The organism is Mesorhizobium sp. BHbdii (genome assembly GCF_053848045.1).
Genome location: NZ_JBSPKX010000010.1, coordinates 57,732 through 80,227 on the forward strand (window position 1 = coordinate 57,732; position 22,496 = coordinate 80,227).

A 22,496-nucleotide genomic window follows, 5' to 3' on the forward strand; every position below is an offset into this window, starting at 1 on the left:
CCTTTCAAAGCTGCTGGAGTTGCGAAAGCGTGAGCGGGGTGACGGCGTAGTCGCCACTGCCGTCGAGGCCGGCGACCTCGGCGATCGCATCGATGCGGCGCGAGGATCCGCGGCCGGCGATGAAGACGATCAGATCAATGGCATCCGCGATGAGGCGGCGGGGAACGGCAACGACGGCTTCCTGGGCGAGCTGCTCGATTCGATAGAGGGCGGAACGCGCCGAGTTGGCGTGAACCGTGGCGATGCCGCCGGGGTGCCCAGTGTTCCATGCCTTCAGCATGTCGAGCGCTTCCGCGCCCCGAACTTCGCCGACGATGATGCGATCGGGTCTGAGCCGCAGCGTCGAGCGCACGAGATCGGCAAGCGTGACGGACCCCCGCCTCGTCCTTAAGGCAACGCAGTCCTTGGCCGCGCATTGCAGTTCGCGTGTGTCCTCGATCAGGATCACTCGCTCGTCGCATTCGGCGACTTCTGCCAACAGCGCATTGGCAAGCGTGGTCTTGCCCGATGAGGTGCCGCCGGCAACCAGGATGTTGCGGCGATCGCGGATCGCCTTCTTCAACGCATCGGCTTGCAGCGGCAGCATGATGCGATCGGCGACATAGTTGGCCAGCGTGTAGAGTTTTGCCGCGGGCTTGCGGATCGCGAAGCATGGCGCCAGCACGACGGGCGGCAGCAAGCCCTCGAAGCGCTCGCCGGACGGCAATTCGGCGCTGACAATCGGCTTGTCCGCATGCGCCTCGGCGCGCACGTGAGAGGCGACCAGGCGGACGATGCGCTCCGCCTCGGAAGGATGCATGTGCACGCCGGTATGGACCCGACCCTCGCCCAGCCGATCGAGCCGCAGTGCGCCGTCGGGATTGACCATGACCTCGATCACCGCCGGGTCGGCAAGTGCTTCGGTGATTGCAGGTCCCATGGCCGTGCGCAGCATGGCATGGCGGCGGTGGTCGGCTTCCGGATGAGAGCTCATCCTTCCGCTCCTCTGCCGTTGTCGTTGCCAAGCGCACGTTTTCCGGAAGCGATCTGACGGCCGACCTGCTCGACGAATTTGTCGAAGCGTTCCTGGGCGATCGCCTGTGTTGCCCTGTCCGGGACCGGCGTGTGGGCATGAAGCGTGATCGAAAAGCGGATGAAGAGCGCGAGGCTCTCAAGGATCATCTCGACATCGCGCCTGACATGGTCCAGGTCACGAGAAAGACGGTCGAGCCTTTTGCCATAGCGCCGGTCGAGCTCGTTCTCGCCACGCCGCTCGATGAAAGCCTCGACCGCTTTCGCCACGACCTCGGATTTGGTGGTCGAGGGATCACGGCTGAGGTTCTCCAGCTTTTCGCTTAGCTCGGGGCCAAGCAGAAACTGGTGACGAATGCGGTGGGACTTCATGGCGGGATATTCCGTTCAACGGCGCCGGTGCGCCGGCGACGGGGACGAACATCTGCGAGATCTTCGAAATCGGTTATGGCCGTTATTTACGCTGAGATGCGACCCGCTGCGGAACGCATTCAGAAGCCGGGCACGATGTCCTTCCCCTCGCCCCTGCCCTCGTTGAGGCCGTAGGCACGCGCAGCCGTGGAAATCCGGTCCATGACCCGTTTGTCCGCCATCGCCTCGCTGTCATCGTCGGCGGAGTTGGACAAGTCGCTCTGATCGAGCTCTTGAGAGACGGGGATGTGTTCTTCGGGCAGACCCGGATGACGCTGCTGCTGGACGCCACCCTCGTCTTCGATCCCCGCGCCAGCAGTTTCGTCGTCGGCAGCGAGACGACGATCTACACCGCGCACCTGTCCGCTCCAATCGTCAGGGCGCCGCGCAGGACAGTCAGCATAAAGACCGTCGCGCAGGACCGGCGAAGGCAGCACCCGTTCGGTGAAATTCTGGTCCTGATAGTAGCGCAGCTTTTTCGCGCGGAGCGGCGGTAACCCCGAAACCAGCACCAGTTCATCGGAGGGCGGCAGCTGCATCACTTCGCCCGGCGTCAGTAGCGGACGGGCAGTCTCCTGTCGGCTTACCATGACGTGTGAAAGCCAGGGCGCCAGCCGATGGCCGGCATAGTTGCGCATCGATCTGAGTTCGGTCGCGGTACCCAGCGCGTCCGAGACACGTTTGGCCGTGCGGTCGTCATTGGAGGAAAAGGCAATGCGCACATGGCAGTTATCGAGAATGGCGTTGTTCTCGCCATAGGCCTTCGATATCTGGTTCAGGGATTGCGCGATCAGATAGGCGCGGATGCCGTAGCCCGCCATGAAGGCGAGCGCGGTTTCGAAGAAGTCGAGCCGGCCGAGCGCCGGGAACTCATCCAGCATCATGAGCAGGTGATGCCTGCGGGTCTTCTTCGGATCGCCCTCAAGCCTCTCCGTCAGGCGTCTGCCGATCTGATTGAGGACCAGTCGCACTAGCGGCTTGGTGCGCGAGATGTCGGATGGCGGCACTACAAGGTAGAGCGACAGCGGCCGCTCGGCTTCCATTAGATCGGCAATGCGCCAATCGCAGGCCGATGTTGCCGCGGCAACGGTTGGATCGCGATAGAGCCCGAGGAACGACATGGCGGTGGAGAGAACGCCGGAACGCTCGTTCTCCGATTTGTTCAGCACCTCGCGCGCCGCCGAGGCCACGACAGGATGGACCTGGGGCTTATCCGCTGTGCCGAGATGGTTGGTGGTCATCATCCGCTGCAGCGTTGCGGCGAACGAGCGTTGCGGATCCGATAAGAACGTGGCGACGCGCGCAAGCGTCTTTTCTTCTTCGGCATAGAGCACGTGCAGGATGGCGCCGACCAGAAGGGAATGACTGGTCTTCTCCCAATGATTGCGCCGCTCGAGCGCGCCTTCTGGATCGACCAAGATATCGGCAATGTTCTGGACGTCGCGAACCTCGTTGGGGCCTTTGCGCACTTCAAGGAGCGGATTATAGCGCGCCGATTTTGGATCTGTCGGATTGAACAGGAGGCAATACGAGAACTTCGACCGCCAGCCGGCGGTCAGTTGCCAGTTCTCGCCTTTGATATCGTGAACGACGGCCGATCCGGTCCAGGAAAGAAGTGTTGGAACCACCAAACCCACGCCCTTGCCGGAACGTGTCGGGGCAAAGGCCATGACGTGCTCGGGCCCGTCATGGCGCAAATAACGGTCCTGCAATTTGCCAAGGAAAACGCCAGCTGGCCGAAACAGCCCCGCCTTCTCAATTTCCCGCGTCGCGGCCCATCGTGAGGAACCATAGGTAGTCACTAACCCGCGCTGCCGCGCGCGCCAGAGCGAGCCTGCGATCGCAGCGGCGCAACTCAGGAACCCGCTGGCTCCGGCAAGCGTGCCGGCCTTGTCGAAAACCTCGGGCGCATACGCGTCGAAATGGAACCACCATTCAAAGAGTTTCCACGGCTTGTAGATCGGCCATCCCCCCGCGATGAACCACGGCGCCCCGAGCAGCGCCTGATGGTCCAGCATATGAGCGCACCATTGCGTTGCGGCCCAGACACCGACAATGACGATGGCGAACACGACGGCGATCTGGCCGATCAGGAGCCTCGTAGGTGTCATCGGTTGATCCACCCTCAGATAGGTGGCCAATCATCGCGTCGCCGGATGAAAACTGGAACGTCCCCTAAGTGCGATTGAGTGCGAAGATGGGACCTCTAGTCTCAAAATTGCCGCGTGAGAACAGGTAGCAAACACGTTGGATCTTTGCCCCGGCCGCCGATCTGAGTGGTGCTGTGCAGCAGCCTTCAGTTGCATTCGCCCAAGCGCCACAGCCTGACGCCGAGCCGGGCTCAATCGGTCCAACCCGTTCGCCAGCAGTATCAAAAGCGGAGCAAGACCAGTCATAGTTTGCGCCGAACCCGCATCCTGCAGTCTCAACCTGAAAGAGCCGTCGCTGCCCCATGATCAGCAGCGATGGTCTCGGTGATATAGGCGCTGACCGTTCGGCTGTCTTGGCTTGCAGGCGTAGGGTCCCAACGTCAAACCTGCCCAACTCGTCCAGCAGTCGGGGCCAAGTCGAGAGGGCCTGTGCCAGAGAATCGACTCCCCGGCGCCGCGGGACCGCGTGATCCGCCCTGCTGATCAAGCAGGTAATCGCTCGCGGTGTGCAACAAACTATTGCATTATGAATGATGCGAGGGAGATTCTGTCTCTGCCATCTATTTGAGTCTAGAAGACGCGGTCGAACAGTTTCAGGGTCAACCCTATGTTCATCAAAATCGACAAAGCGGTGCTATATCCGATCGAGCAATCGGACGCGCCGAGATCGCTCAAACCTCATTGTGTGCCTACGCACCCAATGTCAGCTTGATGCCGCTGGTACAGAGAGCGTCGGGAGGTGAATGTCGAGGCAAGCCCTCGCCCGCGCCAAGGGCGAACCGTGCTGCCGGATCCGGCGTTATTAATGATCCCGGCTGTGGCCCCGGTCGCAATCGAGGTCTAACACAGTGGTGATTAGCCACCGAAAATCTTGCCCCTGGATGCTGGTCACAAGCGGGAAAAATGTGGCGGAATCTCGTGGGATAGTCATAGAATTTCACTTGGCGCCATCCCCAAAACCTTGCCCCGGCTTATCTGCCGGCATCGGACAAGGTACTAAAAAATAAAAGTTGTCGCTCTGGCTGCATTGATTCGGAAACACCCATGTCAGATCTGGTCATTGTGCTTCCCGGAATATCGGGCTCCGTTCTCGCAAAGGACGGAAAGGCTATTTGGAACGCGTCACTGGCAGCGACGTGGCGTATGAAATTCGGCGACATAATGAACCAAATTCGGCTGACTGGCCCCGAAGACGAGTCCCTCGATGATCTCGGAGACGGCATCGCAGCGAGCGCACTAGTCGACAACATAACAATCGTCCCGGGCCTCGAGAAACTCGGCGGCTACTCGATTCTGACGCAGGCCCTGCTCAGCCGCGGAACACTCAAACCGGGACGGAATCTGTTTCATTTCGCTTATGACTGGCGACGCAGCAATCGGGTTTCCTCTCGGAAGTTAGCTCGCATGGCCCACGAGAGACTAGCTCGATGGCGCGCGCAGAGCGGAGATGAACAGGCTCAAATTGTTTTTGTGGCTCACTCAATGGGTGGGCTGGTCGCTCGCCATTTCGTCGAGTGCATGGAAGGGTGGAAGATCACTCGGTCCATTATCGCGATAGGAACGCCATTCCGCGGGTCTGGAAACTCGCTATCGTCGCTTTGCAATGGATATAAGCTCGGGTTCGGGCCTGCAACGATTGCCGACGCTACGGAGGCGCTGCGATCATTCGACTCGTGCTATCAGCTGCTGCCAACCTACCCCTTCATAACGACGTCCACTGACGCAAATCCAGTTCGCGTTTCTGAAATCGATCTTCCAAATTTGAGCCGCATGCGCGCGATTCATGCCGTAGAGTTCCATCAGGAAATAAGTCACGCACAAGAGACAAACGCATCCATGGAACAATACGCCGCCAAACCGCCGCTGATAAGACCGGTCGTCGGTATTGAACAACCAACGACCGAATCAGCGACATTGATCGGGAGCGGGCTTGTGATGAAAGAGAACCATCCGTCGGGAACTCATCTGGGAGATGGTACTGTGCCGCGTGTGTCGGCAGTTCCTACAGGCCTTGGCATGCACTATTGCACGTACGTGCCGAATACCCATTCTTGCCTCCAAAGCGATGACGCTACGATCGATCATCTCCACGGTGTTTTAACAGAGAGGTCAATCGAGGATGACGCCTTTCGCGTCACAGGCGCCAATACTATCGGATTAAAAGTTGGAGATGTGCACCTTGCGAACGAGCGCTTCGTCGTCTCGGCGAAACCGTCGCGCTATGTTCAGTATCTTAATGTTACAATCAGTTCGTTGGAGGGATCAGCAGAAGGTCTCTATGAGCGCCTGCATCCCGACCATTCAGGTTACTACAGCAATAGCATCAAACTTGGACCTGGTACCTACAGAATCGAGGTTTCAGGCAAAGGTCATCGTCCCGCGGCCGATGTAATCATGGTTGTCAGTTGAAGACGCCCTGGAATAGTAGGGCTTGGTCCTGGAGCTTCCATCAGGACGTGAGAGACCAAATCGTCGCTCGCGATCGGATGCGTATTACTGATGGTTGGGAACCGATCGTCCGAAAAATCGAGCAATATACACTCGAGATTTTTTGGCTCGAAGCTGCCTTTCAGCACAATACGCTAACGATAACGGGACAAGTTGCCACGGAAGCAGTCAGAAGGTATATCGAAGAGCTTGCGCGATCGTACCCGGAGGCCTCGAAGGTCAACATTGATATTGAGGTGACCGCTCCATTCAGCCCTGCGGGCGACATCGAATATTTCGGCAGTCCCTCAAAGGGCATTGCTGGGAATTCCAAAGATACCCGTGTTACCGGGAATGTGACAGTCGACACCGACAGAACGGTTAGGCGGTTTCCGGCGATCAGCTCGGACGAACAGCCACGACCGGGTGATGTATTTCGGTTCGAAGTAAACCTTGATCGGACAAGGCACGATAACACAGAGGCGGAGGCGATAGAGCTTTCGGATCTGGAGGCGGGTTGGAAGACTCTTGACGTGGATGTGGAGGTAAACTCGAAACATCTTCGCTTTGCCTCCGGCGCCAACACTGGCACGATTACGATCGTCCGAAACGGCAACTCTCTCCCAGCGCGTTTCGAGGCTACGGTAGATCCCGATTTAGCCGGGGAAGGCGTGAGGGTTCTGGCCGCGTTCGAACTCCAAGGCCGCTTTACCGGAGCCGCCCGAAGGGAATTCGCAATTCAGAAACCTGATGCGACTGCAGCTCCCCGGATCGCTACCCCTGCAGATCCGCCCAAAGGTTCGATGGGTCTGGCTATAGGTGCTGCAGCTCCAGAGCTAACGTTGAAGATTCTCAAGGCCGATGACAAAGGCACATACATCTGGTCGTGTTCCGCACCAAGAGAACACAAGAGCGGCGGCGGCCGCGCAAGTGAACTCGTCGGTCTTGGAGATACCACCCGGGAATTTGCGCAGACCCTGCTGAATGCTTGCCCTACCCTGGCCCCGGGTGTTCACGCAGGCGTTCTCCAGGGCATTGGCGAAGACATTTGGAAAAGAGCGCCAAATGCATTCAAGGATCTCTATTTTCATCTCAATGACGTTCTTGGTCCCCATTTCCCAATCCAGATCATAACTGATGAACCGTATGTACCCTGGGAGATGATGCGCCCGCAGAACGGGAACGACGTGGAATGGGACCATCTCTATTTGGCCCACCCAATAACGAGATGGTTTGCAGACTATGAAATGGCTATGCCGCGGAAGCTCAACCGCGGAATCGTGGCGACATGCGTGCCCTCCTACACCGGCAAGGCAACGCTTCAGTTCGCTGCGGAAGAAGCTGAGTTTTTGGTTGCGAGCTATGGTGCGCAACGCATTGGTGCTACGTGCGGCGAATTTGTTGCATTCTGGACGGACAAAATGCCCTCCCAACCGGTTGGCATTCTGCACTTCGCTGGGCATGGCATTGCAGCCGATGGGACTACAGCCGCTGCCATAAGTATGTCGGACGGCGAAATTTCGGCTTTTCAGGTAAACAGCAGCGTCAAGCTAGGCCGACGTGACTCCACATTCGTCGTTTTAAATGCCTGTGAAGTCGGTGCAACCAGCGTGAAGCTCGGTTTGGCCGACGGCTGGGCTGCCAAACTTCTAGAGAACCGGTTTGGCGGCGTGATGGCCCCGATCTGGGCAGTTCAAGACCGACCTGCGTCTCTAGTCGTGCGTGATCACATCAGTCAAATCATGGCTGGGGCCTCACTGGGTCAAGCCATGCTTAGTGCGCGACGAACCCATAAAGCGACCTCCGCGACGCCATTCGCTTACCTCGTCTACGGCGACGTCATGGCTCGTATGACCTGAACGTAAAGTTAGGTTAAAGCCTTTATCGGCTCGACGAGCAGTCTGACAGGAATATTTGCCGTGGCAGCGGCAACGAGGTCGCCGGTATTAGGGGGGGTTCTGATCGAGACCACGAGAGAAAAGTTGACCTTTCGCCCGAAGCGCTCGGCGGCCTTGATGTCGCCCCACCAACCTCTGATAGGCGATACTGAGATTCCATCTCGGTCAGCAAGACGATATGCCTCCCCTCGCCAAATATCATGCACCAGCGAACCTCGCTGTCGCTCGCCAAGAAGCCAGCCATCATCCAGGCCGTAGCCGCCGGAATCATCGTGAGGTGCCAGCGTATTCAGACGATGCTGGGCCGACGCATCACTTTCACCAGCACGTTTCACGTCAAACCGGAGTCGGTGCGATGGATACCTTTCCAAGCGATCGCGAGAGACCGAATGCGGTTCTGGCTCGACGAAATAAGATAGCGTGCAACGCATTTCGACCTGAGCCGTTCCGAGATCCCTCAGGACCGATCCAGGCCATGGTAGCTTGAAGTACTTCATCTCCTTCAAGCGTATGTTCCCGTTGACATTCTCATAGGGTTCGAGGTCGTCTTCCGCGACCAAAGTGAGAGCGTTGTCGGCGCTTGCGAACAAGCGATCCTCGTTCGGAACTCCCCATCCGAAGCGGCTGATAATGAATGCATAGGCATCTGATGGTCTGATACGCGCAGCAGCTCGCCGCTGGTGCGCAAGCATCGCTGGCGTCCAATCGGCGGAATTCACCATCAGCGCTCGGATAGTTTCCATTCGCATCTGCGGGTATTGCGCGAGCAGGCGCGCCGCCAAGCCCGATGCCAGTGCCGTGGCCGTGCTCGTCTCCCCTGACATGGCAAACGGTCTAGCTGGAGCGTCTTTGCCTGTGGTCATTACCATGTGCCGAGGCGACGGCCGACAAAAAACATCGCCTTCGTCGACGAGGAAATTTCCGCCTTCCATAACGATGTCCGGCTTACAAAAGCGGACGGAATCGGTGAACGACTTCCAGCTCTCCGATGTACGAGATGTGGGCGCTAGATCACCAGTGGGAGATAGAGCAGCCACACCGGGGAGCTCCTTCAATGCTACCGCCCCCACAGCTAATGCATTCAGAGCTTGGGCTGGAGATTGAACGCCGAACCCGGCGTTTCGCGAATCATAGGCGGCCTTCTGATACGGCTCCAATTCCGTGTGAGGAGCGTTCCCGACAGCCACACAAAAAAGGCGAGTTCGTTGACCGTCCCCATAAGCCAGTGCGTCGAGTACAGCCGAGGTCGAGGTCGGCGTTCCATCTTCCGCCTCGCCGGCGGCCGTTTGTGCCAGACAAAATAGCCGCGGACTCGCCTCGCGTTCGATCAGCCTGACGGCCTCCTGGATAGCGTCACGAGCTGGCACGATCGGTCCTGACGGAGGTGGTGTGACGACAACCGATTCCAGCACGGTCGAGGAATGCAACGGGCGAGTGGATCTCCCGATGCCATCGAGATCGCCGAACTGTGCAGCGCCCGCCATGCGTGTACCATGGCCATGATGATCAGTTCGGCCCCATCTTCCTTCCACCGTGTAGCAACGATCAGACGGCAGAAGCCGTTGAAGAAGCTGATGCGAGCGGTTCACACCGGTGTCGAGTATAGCAATTCGAGGGGCGCCAGGGGGTGACGGCAGTACACGCCCCGCCAAACTTGCAACTGCGACTGCTCTCTGCTCCGGTTCCATTTCGTTAAAATCTGACGCAAATGATGAAGCACTGCGAAGAGCAACGATGGCGCCCGACGCTCTAAGGACGCTCTGAAGCTCTTCAGGAGCTGCGCGAATATTGCGTACCGTAGTTTCAACGAAGTGCGTGGGCCGTCCAAACGTTTCTAATCCCAACTCGTTGAGCGCGTTCAAGAAGAATTTTTCAAGGTCCGGCCTTAGCCACACTTCCCATTCGGCTTTGGCCTTTCGGCGTGGGAATTTGTCCAAGGCATCGACCCAGAAGTCTCTGAGAGTCGCAGGGCGAATAGTATCACCGCTTTCGAACAGCCAGAAGTTGCGTGGCCGTCGGCCGCCCTCCTCACTCTCTTCAATGTTCAGATCGCCAAACGTATCCTCTTCGTCCTCCCACTCACCGTAGGCTTCGATATTTTCGCGGAGTGACTTAAGAGTGTTGGAAGTAACGAAAAACACAGCGCGATCCGGACCGCTATTGTGAGCCACTTCGCCTTCGGTTCTTGATGCTCGACGCACGTTGAGGAGCTTCAGTCCACGTGTATTGGCTCTTGCACCTGCTGATATGTGCAGCTTTTCAGACCTTCTTGCTTCGACCGTAATCGGCATACCGCGCAGATTTCGTGGAACCGACGAATTCTTCTGGTCGGACACGAACTGTTCGAAACCGCCCGCGACCTGATCCAACTGACCCCGCAGGTGCTCCGCGTGCGTCGGACGGTCGAGTATCGGAGAAGGCCTTCTCGTGGAGCCGCCTCCAGGGGCCCTGTACTCCTCTGACGCGCTACCCAAACCTCGAATATGTATGTGCCGATAAAGTTTTTGGTCCGCCATAGCGACTACAATACATCTCCCAATAGGCGACCGATTCGGTCACCCGCCCGAGTGTATAGTAGCCCGATCCTTAAGAGACTGAAACAGCACATGCGTAGTCAGCAGTGAATCATGGTCCAATACAGCATCGCGAGCTGCATCATGCGCGGCCGCAACCAAATCTGCCTGGCTGAGACCGTCGCAAGCCGGCTCGATCGATGCCCAGTCCAAGCCCTTCAGTTCGAACTGAAGGAGATTGTTGGTGAGGACCTTGCGGGCTTCCTCGTATGAGGGCTTCGCATACACGAACGCGGAGTGAAACCTTCTAAATATCGCGTGGTCCAGCAGCGTCCTATGGTTCGTCGCTGCGATGATAAGGCTTCTGGAGTCATCCTCTTCAAGAAACTGAAGAAATGAGGTCAGAACGCGCCGAGCCTCGCCGATGTCATTCTCTGCGCCGCGGCTTGCGGCCAGGGCATCCACCTCATCGAAGAAGTAGACACCCCTGACGTTCCTCATCGCGTCGAAAATGAGCCTCAACTTCGCGGCAGTCTCACCCATATATTTTGTGATCACACCGTCTAGCAGGATCGTGAAGAGCGGAAGCCCAAGTTCCGACGCGATCGCCGAAGCTGTCATGGATTTGCCTGTTCCTGGAGGCCCAGAAAACAAAAACTTTCGGCGCGGTTCAAGACCTTTCTCGCGCAGGGCATCTGCCTCTCGGTGCTCTCGGACCAAGCGCCGGATGCGCCGCTGAAGATCCGAACCGAGCACGAGATCGGTGAGATGCACTTCAGGATAAGAGGCGCGAATAAGGCCCGCCAGTTCGCCACGTGGTGTCGCGATTGGCGTGGGCGACGCCTTTTTCGGCCCTGTACGAAGGCTTTCAACAAGGGCGTGAATTTCCTGGGCAACCTTTGACTTCCCCGCCTTCCCAGCATCTAACGCAATGTGTTCGGCGATTGACAGGAAAAGGGCATCGTCGCCAGTAGCGTGACTACGGATCATGGCGATGATCTGGCGTGCATTCGTCATTGGTCAGCCTCTCTTCTCTTTCAGCAGGTCACTTATAGCGTTTTCCACGTCCGGAAACGTCAGCATGAATTTACGCAATATTTGCAACGAACGGTCAATACGATCGCCATGCGCCTGTCCACCAATTTGTTGAGAATCTCCGGAATTCGGGGCCGCTAAAAGCCGCTCCACCCTCGTTTCGACGTCGGCCGAAAAAGAACCTGCCTTAAGCGACCGTGTAAGCGTCGAGGTCGAAATACCCATCAATCCCGCGCATAGGGATAAACTCCGACCTTTTTCAGCCCGCGAGGCTTCAAACCTCTTCGCAAGGTCAAGATTTCTGACACGCTTAGGTCTGCCACGCATAGTGCAAATATTGCATTTAATGGCAGCATGTTCAAGCCGAGCCGTAACAAGGGACCTTTCGAGTACCAGTGCGGCTGGTCATTCATCCTCGGGCAGCACCGGGAAGCGATCGTCACGAGACGTAGGGCCCGCTTCTCTGCGGTCGTCCGTCCAATTGCGTGACTTGTCGTCGAGCTCCACCGGGGGCAGCTGACGTCTGCTATCCACCATCATCAATTGTCCAGATTCCGTAAGATCCGTACTCGATGCCCGCCGTTATGCAGCGGATCGCCTCCAGCCGCCGCATATCGTTTCGGCGCAGCGTCACCAGCGGGATCCGCTTCTGATGATTCTCGATGTTGCAATGACTGCTGTGGACGGCGTCGATGCGGGAGGCCGTGCGCTCGATTGCCTCGACCTACATTGCGCGGCGTCGCCCAAACGATACAGCCTTCACCCCTCGTTTCGATGGCGTCGATGGGCATTTTGCGGCATCCCATTTAGAAACATGTATGGTGAGGCGCAGCGTGAGCTGGAAGGGGTGAGATGAGCGCGATCAATACGCTTGGGAAAATTCCGTTTCTTTATCATTTCACTGATCGGCGGAACGTGCCGCTCATTCGAGAAATTGGCGGCTTGCTTCCGCTTTCACAACTACAGGAGGGTGGTTTCAAAATTCCGGCGCCGGGCGGCAACGATTGGAGTCGAGATGCCGATGCGATGAAAGGCATGGGCAACTACGTTCATCTGTGCTTTCGGAACAACCATCCGATGGAATACGCGGCCCGCCAGGATGGAAGGATCACAGACACAATCTTCTTGCAAATTCACGCCTCGGTCATCCAGTTCGATGGTGTTCGTTTCACGAACGATGTCTCAAACAAGAGCGGTGTGGAGTCGGTGCCCATTAGCGAGGCTGAACCAATGATCGACTTCGAGGTTCTGTACGCGCGAACGAATTGGTCCGACCCGGAGATTCAACAGCGTCTCAAGCAGGCCGAAAAATATGAGGTGCTGGTACCCAGCTTCATCCCCATTTCACTAATACGGAACGTACCCAATGGCTGAGAGACCAATCTTCATTCCCACTAGCGAGGGCGAAGGGTACGTCCGCCGATTGGATTTCGAGATTCCTTGGGCTGGGGGCTTTGCTGAGGTGCAGAAAAAAAAGAACATCCGAGCGCTTCACGACGCGGCGAGTAAGGCCGGTTACGCACCTCTTTTGGAGGTCTCGAGCAAGTCCGATGAGATTGCTGGTCGTCATCTCAGCGCTTTTCACTTGCGAGTTATGACCAGCGTTGGCGAAGTCCCTCTCGAGAATGCCTTTCAGGGTAGCAAGGTGTTTGAGCGCGGTGGGCCGTACACCGATCTTTATGAGGTCGAGCCGAGAACAGCAAAGCGCGATCCCCGGCTTCGCGATTCCGGGGCGTTGGCTGGGTTCAGATTTGCTGGGTTTGATTTCCCGTTGAAGCCTTTGACAGTTTTCTACGACTGGCTCTACCTCAACGCAATCTTCCCTCACCGTTCCTGGCTCAAAAATCGAGTCGATGGAGAGGTGCGATATGCGGGCTTTACCGACATCGAGTTCAATCCGAGCAAATCCGTAAATTGTCAGGCGAACTCCTGCGCACTGTTTGTGTCACTCATGAGAGAAAGTAAGCTGGAGCTCTACCTAAAAACGCCAGGTCATTTCATTCGCGCAATGGTCTCCCACTCAGCCCGGCCCGCCGGGCCACAATCTCAGGTGAGGCAAGCTCGACTGATCTAGATGCAGGAGCTGATGGTTTGGCCTGCTGACCACGTGGGCTAAGGGCCGCGAACCAAACGGCTCTCTCCCATCAACACCCAGCGAGAGGGGAGCGCTCGCCTCTTGAGCAGCGGAAGCTCGACCCGGCGATCTCGAGCTGGAAAAATCGGAGAAGCGTTGACGCGCGGAAAGCTCAGTGGCTCAGGGCAAGTGCGCAGCGATCGCACGGCGCAGTCCAAACAGCGTGGGGACGGCAAGTACCGCCATTGGACATTCACGAGACGGTAGGCCCGCTCCTCTGCCGGCCGATCGTCCAGGAAATCCCCTCTGGCCGCACGATGCCGGAGACCACTTTGCCGATGTGGCGGTCAAGCACCGGCCGCCACGGCAAGAGGGTGAACTCGCGCGACTTCTCGACTACTGCATATTTGCCAGTGGCGAGTTCGACTGCTCGTCGCAACGTGCCCTCGATCCGATCGCCAGTTTGGGCTTCGGCAAAGGGTAGACCGAGCTCGGCCGAGAGCTGACCGGCGACGCGGTTCAGCTCACGTTGGCGCAGGATCGAAATCATGTTGGCGCGATAGACGACCCGGCCCTGCTCTTCGTGCGCGAGCCTTTGAGCAATGAGCCACTGCCGCCGGCGGGCTTGCGCCTCGCGCACCTCACGGCCGAAGCCGGAGTTGCGCAAGCCCTCCGGCGCGTCGGAAACCAGTTCCCGGTCGAGCCAGGTGGCGCCGTCGAAACTGACCTGCCGCTCCAGCGGCATTGACGAGAGCTTGTCGACGACAAAAGGCTCGGCCCTCGCACGCTGACGCTCGTAATCGGCGACACGGTCAAGATGATCCGGTGTGATGATCCAGGTGCCGTCGGGCTGGCGCTCCACGCCGCCAGTGGCACGCCGGATCGCTTCCAGCCGCCGCACATGCGTTTCGGCAAAGCGTTCGGTAGCTGACGGATCGCGCTTCAGATGAATGTCAACGTTGTAGCGACCGTCATGGGCGGCAGCGATCACGGCAATGGTCCGGTCGACCTGCCTCGGGTCGGTGCTCCTCGGCGTGACACGCACGATGCTGCCCTCCGGCATAGGATCTGTCGCCTCGCCTCTGCCGATGTCAATGTAATGGCTTTTGCCATCCAAGCCATCGACGATGAGGTAATGCCGGTCTTGGATTTCGTCGGCGAGCCCACGCGCGACAACGCGGCCGACGACGGGCTGGCCCGGCGGGTCAGATCGATCGTGGATCATATAATCGGCGGCACTGCGGGTGAGAGTCTTGCCGGCCAGCTCACGGTGCATGGTCTTGATGGTGTCGCCGCGCTCGCCGATGCGGCGGAGCGTCGCTTCGAGGTCATCGTCCAGGCGCCAGCGGCCTGCGCCGACCTCCTCGGCCAGGCCCATCCGTTCGAGCTTGCGTAGGCGGCCCTGGTGCTGCGTCTGGCGGAACATGTCGCGGCCGTCCGGCGACACAAGGCCGTCATCGTCGCGCATGCCGAGCAGCCGCCGATCGATGCTGGTGAAGCGTTCCTGCTCCATCTCGTGGCGCAGGCGCTGCTCGATCTCGCGGTCTGTGCGGGGACCGAGATCGAGGCTCACCAGTTCGGCCGCGCGCTCGCGCAGGCCAGTGGAGATATACTCGCGGGCGATGACCAGGTTCTCGCCGCGGTCGTCCTTGCCGCGGATGATGATATGGGTGTGCGGATGGCCGGTGTTGAAATGGTCGACGGCAACCCAGTCGAGCCTGGTGCCGAGATCTTCTTCCATCTGCAGCATGAGGCGCCGGGTGAGCGGTTTCAGGTCCTCATACTCGATGCCGTCTTCGGGTGCGACGATGAGGCGGAACTGATGCCGGTCACCGTCCGCGCGCTCGAGGAAGTCCTTGCCGTCCAAGCGATCCTTGTCGGCGCCGTAGAGTTCGCCGGGCGCGCCTTCGCGGGTGACGCCGTCGCGCTGGATATAGCGCTGATGCGCACGCGCCCCGTCTTGGCCCTTGCCAGCCAGCTTGACGATGCGCGCCTTGACGACGACCCGGCGCTGGCGAAAGGCGGCATGGCGGTCGCGTGATCTGAGCAGTGCCGCGGCCGCGCCGCCGCGTCCTGTTCTGCTGCCGGTGAAGCGGCTGCCGCCCCCTGGCTTGCCGCCGGCCCTGTTGATCGCGGCCCGGACTTTACCGGCGTAGCTTTTGCCTGCCTTCGAGCCGCGCGAGCCTATTTTGCCGAGCTTCGGCTGGAATTCATCGTCCTGCACGCCAGCCTCCGGGCAATCTCAAGCAAAAGCAGGGACTTGCCCGCTCGAGCCTCCTGGCCCTCGGGGCAGCCTCCTGCAAAAACGATGTGCAGACAAAGACTTCGCCGCCTCGTGGAGGCGGTGCCTTTATCTTGCCTTACCCGCCCTGCCCCTCCGGACGCCCCCCGCCCGCCCTTTGCTAATAATCCGGCTCTTCGGCTGCGGGCCGCCCTTCCCGAGCGGCAAGAAGAGATCGCCGTTTCGCGGGCCGGCGCGAACACCATGCTGCAGGAAGAACAGCGATCGTCCGGAGGGAGCATCTTGCGCCTTTGGAGCGCTTTTGAATTTCTTGATGTCGACGCCCGAAACTCCGGCCGCCTTGAGCTGTTTGAGATAGTCGACGGTTTCCTTTGGCAGGGGTTTTCCACGCTGCAAGTGGTCTTCGTAACGCTCGGGGCCTGCGTTATAGGCGGCAAACAGGCCGGGAAATCCGAAGCGGTCATACATGGCGCGCAGATAGACGGTCCCGGCGAGGATATTGTCGCGCGGATCGTGCGGATCAGCGCATCAGCGGCGGTCGAGGCGGAACAGGCGCATGGCGCGATCGCGATCATGCCGAATAGCAGGAGGGTCACTCGGTGCATAGCGGCACGAGCCTCCCGATGATATTTGCGGCCGGCACCGGCCCGAAATAGCGGCTGTCGAACGAGCCGACATTGTCGCTGCCGAGCAGGAAAACCTCGTCACCGGCGAGCGCTCGGCAGCCGTTCCACCATGGCAAGGGACGGCCCTTGGCATCAATTTTGAGCCGTCGCGCGACGATGTCGCCGCCGATGATGATGGCGTCTTTGAAGGCGCAGACATGCTCGCTCGGCAGCGCGGCAAGGCGTTTGACCAGCGCCACATTGCGAGGCAGATAGCCGCGCTCGGCGGCAAGATGGGCCACGTAATCAGGCGGGCGGACGAGCACCAGATCGTCGCGCGCGGGCGCCGCGGAACCGACCCAATAAAGGCCGACCGGCGCGCTGGCCGAGGCGTTCCAGACCAGCCAAGGGGTGGGTTTTGCGAGTGCTGCGAAGCCCAAAAGGAGGCCAATCGTGGCAATGGCGGTTACTATGCGCGCTCGAACGCGCCGCAGGCCGCTGCCGATAAAGCGGATGGAAGGGCGCCGGCTCATGCGCGGCCTCCTTCGTCGGCCGGAGCGGAACCGTCCTCGCGATTAGCGTCCTGCGGATGGCCGTTCGACCACTCGTCGAGCTCGTCGATGGGATAGCGGACATAGCGGCCGTGCTTGCGGAACTTCGGGCCGGCGCCTTTGAGCCGCATCTTTTCGAGCGTCCGCTGGGAGAGCCCGATATAGAAGGCGGCCTGCGCGGTATTCAGAAACGGGCTGCCCTTTTTGGCGCGGGCGGCGCGCTCGTTTTCGTCGTCCATGATGGTCCTCGTGTCGCTCAGGAGAAGCGACGGCGAGAATGGGCGAGCGAGGTCGTTTCCGGAACGGGCGAAGAGTCGGGGATGAGTTTTCGCCGCTCTTTTTCGGAGGAGCCCCGCGCCGGTTGCGGCGCGAGGCTCGCATTCGGCCGTTCAGTCGACCGGGTTCCAAATGATGGCGTAGGTGTCGTCATCGTCCTGGCCGGCAGCGCGGCCGAGATTGGCGTAGAGTTTTCGCGGGCCGAACTCCGGGGCGGCGATCGAGAGGCTCACATAATCCTTGCCGGACGCCTCGCCGATGCGGATCCAGCCGGCGCCGATTTCGACGCCTTGGGTCAGCACCCGGAAGTCGGGATGGTTGTCGGCGCCCTTGGCCTGGTTGGGCACGATGTCGATGTCGGCGCGGACGCTGAGCGTCTTGAGCTGGCCCTTGTAGCCGCCATTGTCCTGCTTGGTAACGTAGCCGATCGCGGTCATGTTGGTCTCCTGTTTTGCTGTCGCCGGGGACCATTCCCCTGCGATGGCGGACCGTGATGGGCGCGTCCGGACCGCCTGAACCCGACAGGGCCGCAGCGTGAGCAGAGGACCCGAGCGGGCAGCTTTTTTGAAGCGAAGCGGCGCGAGGAGCCGCCGCAGGCGGCGGGGAAAAAAGCTGGTGGCGAGGGTTTCGGGCGGGCCGGATCCGCCCATAGGTCGACAAGCCAGCCGCAGGGGAATGGTCCCTCAAGACGCGTAGGAGACGGGTTGCGCGATCGGCTGACTTACAGCCAAGCGGCGTCGCGGATATTGGGCTTGCGAAGGTTCAGACACCGTCGCCACGGGCGGATGTGGCTATCGGCGTTGCGCCTCGGCAAGCATGCCGGCGCGGCGCAGGGCTGGCGAAGGCGATGAGTTGGCGTCGGGATTTCGCGTGCGGTGTGCGCCGGAAAAGTCGCAGAAGTGCAGTCGTACCGCCCGAGCAGGGTGCCAAGCGGCGGCTTTCGAAGAGCCGCCGCTCGGGCTTGGCTACCTCATTCCGACACGAACAGCTGCCGCACCTTGGCCCACTGATCGGCGGTGCGGAAGCCGCCGCGATCGGTGTAGCTTTCGGCAGGGAATTTCATCCAGCGCGGCAGCCATGCGTCGACTTTTTTCCTGCCGTTCTCGCCGGACAGGAAGTCGCGGATGATCTTCTTTTGCGTCTTCACCTTCTCCGAAACATTGCCGTCGGCGACGTGCTTGCCGCCGATTTCGGCGAGCATCAGATTGGCGATTTCCTTGTCGCGCAACAGCTCGAAGAAGGCGTCGTCGGCTTGCCAGCAAGCGGCCATGTCGACATTTAGATGGCTGCCGAGCGCCTCGATGACGGCGCTGCCGGCCCCGAGCGTCTCGGCCATGACGATGGTGAGAACGCGCAAGACATCGTCGTCGGACAGCGTCAACAGCCGTGCGAATGCGCGGGCGAGAGCGAAGGCGTCGGCGGCGATGTCGGCAATGGTGCGGCCTTCCCGGATCAACCGGGAGAACGTTTCCCATTGCGAGACCTCGTCGGGATCGAGGCGGGCGATGTTTTCGATCAGTGAGGCTTCGAGCGCGTCGGCGTCGTCGCCGTCCTCCATGATGGCACAGGGTAAGGCAGCACCCTCGCCGCGCTCGTCGGCGAGCGATTTCGCGGCGAAATAGCGTCGGCGTCCGGCGACGATTTCAAACGTTTCGGGCGATCCGTTGGGCCGCACCAGAAACGGCACAAGGACGCCGCGCGCTCGAACGGATGGCAGGATATCGGAAACGTCCGGCGCGCGTTTGGCGTGCCGCATGTTGACGGCGGATATGTTCAGCCGGTCGATGGGGATGTGAGCAAGCTGCATTGTTCTCTCCTTCGCTTGGGTTGGGATTGTCCCCGCCGAAGACGCCGAAGGCGGCGCGGCGGGGACGGTTTGCGCCTATCGGCGCTCTCCCGCCGCGTCGGGCGGAAGCTCGGAATGGGGATATGAAAGTGCCGCCGCAGCCTGTCGCAGAAGCCGCTCTGACTCGGTGATGTCGTCGGCGATGCGCGCTGCCCCGGCATAGACCGACAGCGGAAATCGCGCCTCGAAATACAGATCGCGATCGATGCCGAGGCCAAACGCTCCCTTGACGCTTTCAAGCTCGGCAAGACTGACGCTGCCGAGTTCCGGGCAGTCAAAGCCGAGATCGCAAAGTCCGAACAGCGTATCGCGGTTCGCATGCAGTTCGGTCAGAAACCGGGTTGCCGCCCCGGTCGGATCGAACAGTTTCACGACCGGAAAATGGTCGGTTTCTGTGTCGGCGGCACCATTGGCGAGCAGCCGGGCGCGCAGTTCATCGGTGATCAGGATCATGGGAAGGACTCCTTGTCAGAACAGGTCGAGTTGATTGCGCGAGCCGCTTGTGCGTTTTGCGTAGGCGCCGCGGCGCGCCTGTCAGAAACCAAAGTCGACCGCGTGCGGTGATCGGGCGAACGCCGGGAATGAGCGTCTGCTCGCCTTCCGGCGTTGTCTCGGTCGCTGGCGTGTGGGGATCGCGCGCGCTCATGCCGCGATATCCTGATGGTCGCTGCCTTGGTCATAGGCATTGCGGCCAAGCAGGAAATCGGCGGCTTTCGAGGCATGGCTGGCCGCGCGGAAAATGGCGCGGTTGTCCTCGCGCAGCACCGTCAGCCACGAGCCGATGTAATCGGCATGACGCACGGTGGGCTCGCTGCCGAGCGCCGAGCAGACAAAGGCGGCGGCGATCTCAGCGACCAGTTCCTCGCGGGCATAGGTCTTGGAGCCGAACGAGCCGGAGAGGTCACGGGCAAGCCGCGTTGGGTGTCCGGTCCAGTGGCCAAGTTCATGAAAGCAGGTGCGGTAATAGTCGATCTGGTGAAAGAAGGCGGGCTGCGGCGGCACCTGAATAAAGTCGCTGCCCGGCATGTAGAAAGCGCGATCGCCGCCAATGCGAAAATCAGCACCGCTTGCATGGATCAGCGCCTCGGCCTGCGGGACGATCTCGCGCTCGGGCAGTGGCTCGGCGGCGGCATAAAGATGTTCGGGCAGGCCATCGCACTGCGCGACATTGAAGACGCTGAAGCGCTTCAAATACGGCACGGCCTGCGGTTCGTCGCCCTCGGCCCTGGCGCGCTCCTTTTCGTCCTTCGGGATGAAGCGGTCGGCATGCACGATGGTCGTGCCGCGCTCGCCCTTCCTGACATTGCCGCCAAGGGCAAGCGCCTGCCGGAAGGTGAGCCAGTTCTGGCTGGGGAAAGCGCGCTCGATGACCGCGCCCCACAGGATCAGGATGTTGATGCCGGAATAGGCGCGTCCGGTGGCCGCGTTGCTAGGCAGGCCCAGGCCGGCTTTTGCCCTGCCCCATGGCTTGACCCATGGCACGGTGCCGCGCTCCAGTTCGGCAATGATGCGGTCGGTGATTTCCTGATAAAGGCTGGCGCCCGTGCGCCCGCTCCTGCCTGCGCCAGCCTCTCCGATGCCGGAACGCTTGTGTTTTGCACGCATCGTTTGGTCCTCCGCTCTTCAATCCCGCGCCTTTCCCCGGAAGCGGGGTGGACGGCGAAAGCGACCGGAAAGGCCCGACGTCAAAGGCGGACCGCATCCGCAGGACCGGAACGAAGAGGAGGACCCGGAGCGCCAAGCGAAGGGTTGCGGGACGCCGCGGCGGGCCTAGAAGGGAGTGCCGCCCACCGCGCGCCACCGGGGAAGGCCACCAAAAAAACCGCGACGGCCGAAGGACGGCGACCGTCAGCAGCCGAAAGGCTGCCCTGCGCCAGGGGGCGAAGCCGAATGGCCGAGACTGCCTGAGCAAGGCGAAGAAGAGCGGGCTCGGTTCACGAGCACCCGGCGCGCGCCAAAAGGCGCGCGGGCGATCAGCAAGGATTTAGAAGTCGAAAGTCTCAGGCCTGTCTGTCGGGCCGAACCAGATCCATGTGGCTGACATCGAGGGCCGATGCGAGTTCATAGATCGTGACGATGGTCGGATTTCTGCGGCCTTTTTCCAAACCGCTGATGTACTGCTGGCTGAATCCGGAAATCTCGGCAAGCTGCTCCTGCGTCAGACGCTTTTTTTGCCTGATTCTCTGCACATTCCGTCGACCAACCTGCGCATGTCCATGCACGAAGGTCAGCGGATTGGGCACCTAGTTTATCAACTATAATATGTAATCCACATCGTGCTTCCAGTCCGATGGGGAAAACCTTCGCGGCGGCCATATTCCGGCGATAGAATTAGCGATGCTACAGCCGAAATCGACTACGCCGATTGCTGACGAAGTCCCCTGGTCAGACAGCATCACGAGCTACGACAGGCAACATCGCACCATTTACCTGCGCATCCTCGACGCCTGCGCCTACAATGCCAGCGTAGAGGAAATGGCCGACCGTTGCACGGCATGGAAGCGCGGCCAAGTCGAAGGGCGGCGCCGCTGACGATGGGGACACCTGTTCCGCAACGGCTGGCAAAGCGCGGCAAGAACTCCCAGGCCCAGTCTCGCCGGGTCAGATGAGCGGTGTAGTCTATGCCGGGCCTGGCATACGCAGGTCTAGGCTGACCGCCGAACTATGCCGAGCGCCTTTTCCGATGGCGGTGTGCGGCGCTTCTCCCGCCGATTCGACCAAGGACCGGTTGTTGACATTCAGCATAGTTTCTACCCTCAAAGGGCGTTCAGGAATTCCAGAAGCCGGTCGTTTGGCCTTTGCGCGTTCATATGGCTTCAGCTTGGCAAGTGCGGATTCCTTCAGTTCAAGATGTGTGTGAAGATAAGTCAGCGTCGTTTCCATCGTTTCATGGCCCAGCCACAGGGCGTTGGCCGAACAATCGACGCCCGCCTGACATTATATGGCTTGAATGAAGGGCGCCTTGGTCAAGGGCGCCCCTCGCATCGGCGGCAGGCTTCGATCCCGGAGGTGCGGACCTAAGCACTTCAGAAGGAGCCGCCGATGAGCCCTTTTTTGGGCATCCCGCTGAGCCAACGCCGGCCGGGCGAGTCTAGCGCACGCAATTATGTGTCGGGCGCTATGGTTAAATGCTTCGATCCGTCAGAACGAGCGCTGGAAGCGGAGGCGGCCGCCGAAGTTGTCGTCGTCATCGGCACCGGTCCAGTTGCTGACGGTCTCATCACCAAGATGGAAGTAGCTGGCTTCGGCCTTGATCGTCAGGCCGGGGACGATATCGTAGGCGATGTTCGCCACGACGCCGAGATTCTCGCCCTCGTCATAGGAGATCTGGGTGTTGAACGAGGTTTTCTCGTTGATGGTGTAGGTGCCACCGCCCCAGACTGCCCAATTGCCGCTCCACAGCTTGTACATGCCGCGGCCGGCGGCGGGGATTGCGAAGCCGCCATCCGTGTAGTTG

The 22,496-nt window shown here is 60.1% G+C and carries 20 protein-coding genes and 2 pseudogenes; 5 read left to right on the forward strand and 17 right to left on the reverse strand.

The window, feature by feature from the left end; all coding sequences use genetic code 11:
• Nucleotides 1–4: 4 nt before the first annotated feature.
• From trbB to ACWTU8_RS29350, 3 genes are all read right to left on the reverse strand, one after another.
• Nucleotides 5–973, reverse strand: a complete 969-nt coding sequence (trbB, locus tag ACWTU8_RS29340) for a P-type conjugative transfer ATPase TrbB (RefSeq protein ID WP_455850887.1) — start codon at nucleotides 971–973, stop codon at nucleotides 5–7.
• Nucleotides 970–1,383, reverse strand: a complete 414-nt coding sequence (locus tag ACWTU8_RS29345; protein ID WP_455850888.1) for a CopG family transcriptional regulator — start codon at nucleotides 1,381–1,383, stop codon at nucleotides 970–972. The genes trbB and ACWTU8_RS29345 overlap by 4 nt, the downstream gene beginning before the upstream one ends.
• A 119-nt stretch (nucleotides 1,384–1,502) precedes the next feature.
• Nucleotides 1,503–3,533 (reverse strand): conjugal transfer protein TraG, encoded by a 2,031-nt coding sequence (locus ACWTU8_RS29350; RefSeq protein ID WP_455850889.1) that lies wholly within the window; start codon nucleotides 3,531–3,533, stop codon nucleotides 1,503–1,505.
• A gap of 1,083 nt (nucleotides 3,534–4,616) precedes the next feature.
• Between ACWTU8_RS29350 and ACWTU8_RS29355 the strand changes: the two genes are divergently transcribed.
• On the forward strand, nucleotides 4,617–5,981 hold the full coding sequence (locus ACWTU8_RS29355) for a lipase/acyltransferase domain-containing protein (RefSeq protein WP_455850890.1): 1,365 nt from the start codon (nucleotides 4,617–4,619) through the stop codon (nucleotides 5,979–5,981).
• A gap of 47 nt (nucleotides 5,982–6,028) precedes the next feature.
• Entirely contained in the window at nucleotides 6,029–7,858 is a 1,830-nt protein-coding gene (locus ACWTU8_RS29360; RefSeq protein ID WP_455850891.1) for a CHAT domain-containing protein, read from the forward strand.
• Between the two features lie 8 nt (nucleotides 7,859–7,866).
• Here ACWTU8_RS29360 and ACWTU8_RS29365 read toward each other — a convergent pair whose 3' ends face one another.
• The 3 genes from ACWTU8_RS29365 to ACWTU8_RS29375 form a co-directional block, all read right to left on the reverse strand.
• Nucleotides 7,867–10,266: a S8 family peptidase gene (locus tag ACWTU8_RS29365; RefSeq protein ID WP_455850892.1), complete on the reverse strand. Its 2,400-nt coding sequence runs from the start codon at nucleotides 10,264–10,266 to the stop codon at nucleotides 7,867–7,869.
• A gap of 186 nt (nucleotides 10,267–10,452) precedes the next feature.
• Nucleotides 10,453–11,427: an AAA family ATPase gene (locus tag ACWTU8_RS29370; protein ID WP_455850893.1), complete on the reverse strand. Its 975-nt coding sequence runs from the start codon at nucleotides 11,425–11,427 to the stop codon at nucleotides 10,453–10,455.
• A 3-nt stretch (nucleotides 11,428–11,430) separates the two neighbouring features.
• Nucleotides 11,431–11,670, reverse strand: a complete 240-nt coding sequence (locus ACWTU8_RS29375; protein WP_455850894.1) for a hypothetical protein — start codon at nucleotides 11,668–11,670, stop codon at nucleotides 11,431–11,433.
• Between the two features lie 627 nt (nucleotides 11,671–12,297).
• Between ACWTU8_RS29375 and ACWTU8_RS29380 the strand changes: the two genes are divergently transcribed.
• Together ACWTU8_RS29380 and ACWTU8_RS29385 are read left to right on the forward strand one after the other, a co-directional pair.
• Nucleotides 12,298–12,819 (forward strand): DarT ssDNA thymidine ADP-ribosyltransferase family protein, encoded by a 522-nt coding sequence (locus tag ACWTU8_RS29380; protein ID WP_455850895.1) that lies wholly within the window; start codon nucleotides 12,298–12,300, stop codon nucleotides 12,817–12,819.
• The gene (locus ACWTU8_RS29385) at nucleotides 12,812–13,519 is read left to right on the forward strand and encodes a DarT1-associated NADAR antitoxin family protein (protein WP_455850896.1); all 708 of its coding nucleotides are present in this window, start codon (nucleotides 12,812–12,814) and stop codon (nucleotides 13,517–13,519) included. Before ACWTU8_RS29380 ends, ACWTU8_RS29385 begins: the two co-directional genes overlap by 8 nt.
• Nucleotides 13,520–13,772: 253 nt before the next feature.
• On the opposite strand, the gene rlxS is transcribed toward ACWTU8_RS29385, so the two are convergent.
• The 9 genes and pseudogenes from rlxS to ACWTU8_RS29430 all read right to left on the reverse strand — a co-directional run bounded on the left by rlxS (nucleotide 13,773) and on the right by ACWTU8_RS29430 (nucleotide 21,257).
• The gene (gene rlxS, locus ACWTU8_RS29390; RefSeq protein WP_455850897.1) at nucleotides 13,773–15,743 is read right to left on the reverse strand and encodes a relaxase/mobilization nuclease RlxS; all 1,971 of its coding nucleotides are present in this window, start codon (nucleotides 15,741–15,743) and stop codon (nucleotides 13,773–13,775) included.
• A gap of 126 nt (nucleotides 15,744–15,869) precedes the next feature.
• Nucleotides 15,870–16,286 (reverse strand): annotated as a pseudogene (locus ACWTU8_RS29395) (lytic transglycosylase domain-containing protein); the annotation flags it as partial.
• 67 nt (nucleotides 16,287–16,353) lie between these two features.
• On the reverse strand, nucleotides 16,354–16,899 hold the full coding sequence (locus ACWTU8_RS29400) for a S26 family signal peptidase (protein WP_455850898.1): 546 nt from the start codon (nucleotides 16,897–16,899) through the stop codon (nucleotides 16,354–16,356).
• On the reverse strand, nucleotides 16,896–17,156 hold the full coding sequence (locus tag ACWTU8_RS29405; RefSeq protein WP_455850899.1) for a helix-turn-helix transcriptional regulator: 261 nt from the start codon (nucleotides 17,154–17,156) through the stop codon (nucleotides 16,896–16,898). The genes ACWTU8_RS29400 and ACWTU8_RS29405 overlap by 4 nt, the downstream gene beginning before the upstream one ends.
• 150 nt (nucleotides 17,157–17,306) lie before the next feature.
• Nucleotides 17,307–17,630 carry a DUF736 domain-containing protein gene (locus tag ACWTU8_RS29410; RefSeq protein WP_455850900.1) on the reverse strand — a complete coding sequence of 108 codons (324 nt, stop codon included), beginning with the start codon at nucleotides 17,628–17,630 and terminating at the stop codon, nucleotides 17,307–17,309.
• Nucleotides 17,631–18,163: 533 nt separating this feature from the next.
• Nucleotides 18,164–19,000, reverse strand: a complete 837-nt coding sequence (locus ACWTU8_RS29415; RefSeq protein ID WP_455850901.1) for a ParB/RepB/Spo0J family partition protein — start codon at nucleotides 18,998–19,000, stop codon at nucleotides 18,164–18,166.
• A 75-nt stretch (nucleotides 19,001–19,075) separates the two neighbouring features.
• The gene (locus tag ACWTU8_RS29420; protein ID WP_455850902.1) at nucleotides 19,076–19,492 is read right to left on the reverse strand and encodes a DUF2958 domain-containing protein; all 417 of its coding nucleotides are present in this window, start codon (nucleotides 19,490–19,492) and stop codon (nucleotides 19,076–19,078) included.
• Between the two features lie 189 nt (nucleotides 19,493–19,681).
• The gene (locus ACWTU8_RS29425; protein WP_455850903.1) at nucleotides 19,682–20,644 is read right to left on the reverse strand and encodes an ArdC family protein; all 963 of its coding nucleotides are present in this window, start codon (nucleotides 20,642–20,644) and stop codon (nucleotides 19,682–19,684) included.
• Nucleotides 20,645–21,039: 395 nt separating this feature from the next.
• A pseudogene (locus ACWTU8_RS29430) lies at nucleotides 21,040–21,257 on the reverse strand (helix-turn-helix transcriptional regulator).
• A 119-nt stretch (nucleotides 21,258–21,376) separates the two neighbouring features.
• On the opposite strand from ACWTU8_RS29430, the gene ACWTU8_RS29435 reads away from it, so the two are divergent.
• Nucleotides 21,377–21,571, forward strand: coding sequence for a hypothetical protein (locus ACWTU8_RS29435; RefSeq protein WP_455850904.1), 195 nt, complete (start codon nucleotides 21,377–21,379; stop codon nucleotides 21,569–21,571).
• 87 nt (nucleotides 21,572–21,658) lie between these two features.
• Here ACWTU8_RS29435 and ACWTU8_RS29440 read toward each other — a convergent pair whose 3' ends face one another.
• Together ACWTU8_RS29440 and ACWTU8_RS29445 are read right to left on the reverse strand one after the other, a co-directional pair.
• Nucleotides 21,659–21,922 carry a hypothetical protein gene (locus ACWTU8_RS29440; protein ID WP_455850905.1) on the reverse strand — a complete coding sequence of 88 codons (264 nt, stop codon included), beginning with the start codon at nucleotides 21,920–21,922 and terminating at the stop codon, nucleotides 21,659–21,661.
• Nucleotides 21,923–22,180: 258 nt separating this feature from the next.
• The coding region (locus tag ACWTU8_RS29445) for a porin (protein ID WP_455850906.1) at nucleotides 22,181–22,496 on the reverse strand (316 nt) is incomplete at its 5' end.

Bases quoted from the DNA above. Each gene is read 5' to 3' on its own strand.
- ACWTU8_RS29425 (WP_455850903.1), bottom strand. From the start codon at position 20,644: ATGCGTGCAAAACACAAGCGTTCCGGCATCGGAGAGGCTGGCGCAGGC.
- ACWTU8_RS29435 (WP_455850904.1), top strand. From the start codon at position 21,377: ATGCTACAGCCGAAATCGACTACGCCGATTGCTGACGAAGTCCCCTGG.
- ACWTU8_RS29355 (WP_455850890.1), top strand. From the start codon at position 4,617: ATGTCAGATCTGGTCATTGTGCTTCCCGGAATATCGGGCTCCGTTCTC.
- ACWTU8_RS29405 (WP_455850899.1), bottom strand. From the start codon at position 17,156: ATGGACGACGAAAACGAGCGCGCCGCCCGCGCCAAAAAGGGCAGCCCG.
- ACWTU8_RS29440 (WP_455850905.1), bottom strand. From the start codon at position 21,922: ATGGAAACGACGCTGACTTATCTTCACACACATCTTGAACTGAAGGAA.
- ACWTU8_RS29400 (WP_455850898.1), bottom strand. From the start codon at position 16,899: ATGAGCCGGCGCCCTTCCATCCGCTTTATCGGCAGCGGCCTGCGGCGC.
- ACWTU8_RS29375 (WP_455850894.1), bottom strand. From the start codon at position 11,670: ATGGGTATTTCGACCTCGACGCTTACACGGTCGCTTAAGGCAGGTTCT.
- ACWTU8_RS29380 (WP_455850895.1), top strand. From the start codon at position 12,298: ATGAGCGCGATCAATACGCTTGGGAAAATTCCGTTTCTTTATCATTTC.
- ACWTU8_RS29370 (WP_455850893.1), bottom strand. From the start codon at position 11,427: ATGACGAATGCACGCCAGATCATCGCCATGATCCGTAGTCACGCTACT.
- ACWTU8_RS29420 (WP_455850902.1), bottom strand. From the start codon at position 19,492: ATGATCCTGATCACCGATGAACTGCGCGCCCGGCTGCTCGCCAATGGT.
- trbB (WP_455850887.1), bottom strand. From the start codon at position 973: ATGAGCTCTCATCCGGAAGCCGACCACCGCCGCCATGCCATGCTGCGC.
- ACWTU8_RS29385 (WP_455850896.1), top strand. From the start codon at position 12,812: ATGGCTGAGAGACCAATCTTCATTCCCACTAGCGAGGGCGAAGGGTAC.
- ACWTU8_RS29350 (WP_455850889.1), bottom strand. From the start codon at position 3,533: ATGACACCTACGAGGCTCCTGATCGGCCAGATCGCCGTCGTGTTCGCC.
- ACWTU8_RS29415 (WP_455850901.1), bottom strand. From the start codon at position 19,000: ATGCAGCTTGCTCACATCCCCATCGACCGGCTGAACATATCCGCCGTC.
- ACWTU8_RS29410 (WP_455850900.1), bottom strand. From the start codon at position 17,630: ATGACCGCGATCGGCTACGTTACCAAGCAGGACAATGGCGGCTACAAG.
- ACWTU8_RS29345 (WP_455850888.1), bottom strand. From the start codon at position 1,383: ATGAAGTCCCACCGCATTCGTCACCAGTTTCTGCTTGGCCCCGAGCTA.